Source organism: Bacillus sp. SIMBA_008, assembly GCF_046535495.1.
Lineage (GTDB): Bacteria > Bacillota > Bacilli > Bacillales > Bacillaceae > Bacillus > Bacillus subtilis.
Window position 1 is genome coordinate 1 of sequence record NZ_JAWRWL010000286.1, and the last position, 285, is coordinate 285.

1 protein-coding gene is annotated in these 285 nt (G+C 74.7%); it reads left to right on the forward strand.

Translation table 11 applies throughout. The features are described 5' to 3' along the window. Positions 1–285, forward strand: a 285-nt coding sequence (locus SB658_RS23235) for a glycoside hydrolase family 36 N-terminal domain-containing protein (RefSeq protein ID WP_410602632.1), incomplete at both ends; no start/stop codon positions are given.

Sequence of the window (285 nt, forward strand, 5' to 3'; positions counted from 1 at the left end):
CCCTGCCCGTTCCGGCTCGCGCGAGCGACATGCTCGACTTCGGCGGCCGGTGGATCCGCGAGCGCGCTCCGCAGCGCCGCCCCGCAATGATGGGATCCTACGCCCGCGAATCGCGCCGCGGCCGAAGCGGGCACGATGCCCCGTTGCTGACGATCCTCGGCGAGCCGGGCTTCGCGGACCGGCGCGGCGAGCTGTGGGGTGTGCACCTCGCGTGGGGCAGCGACAGCGTGCACCGTGTCGACCGCATGCCGGAGGGGCCCTGCGTGCTCGGTGCCGGCGAGCTGT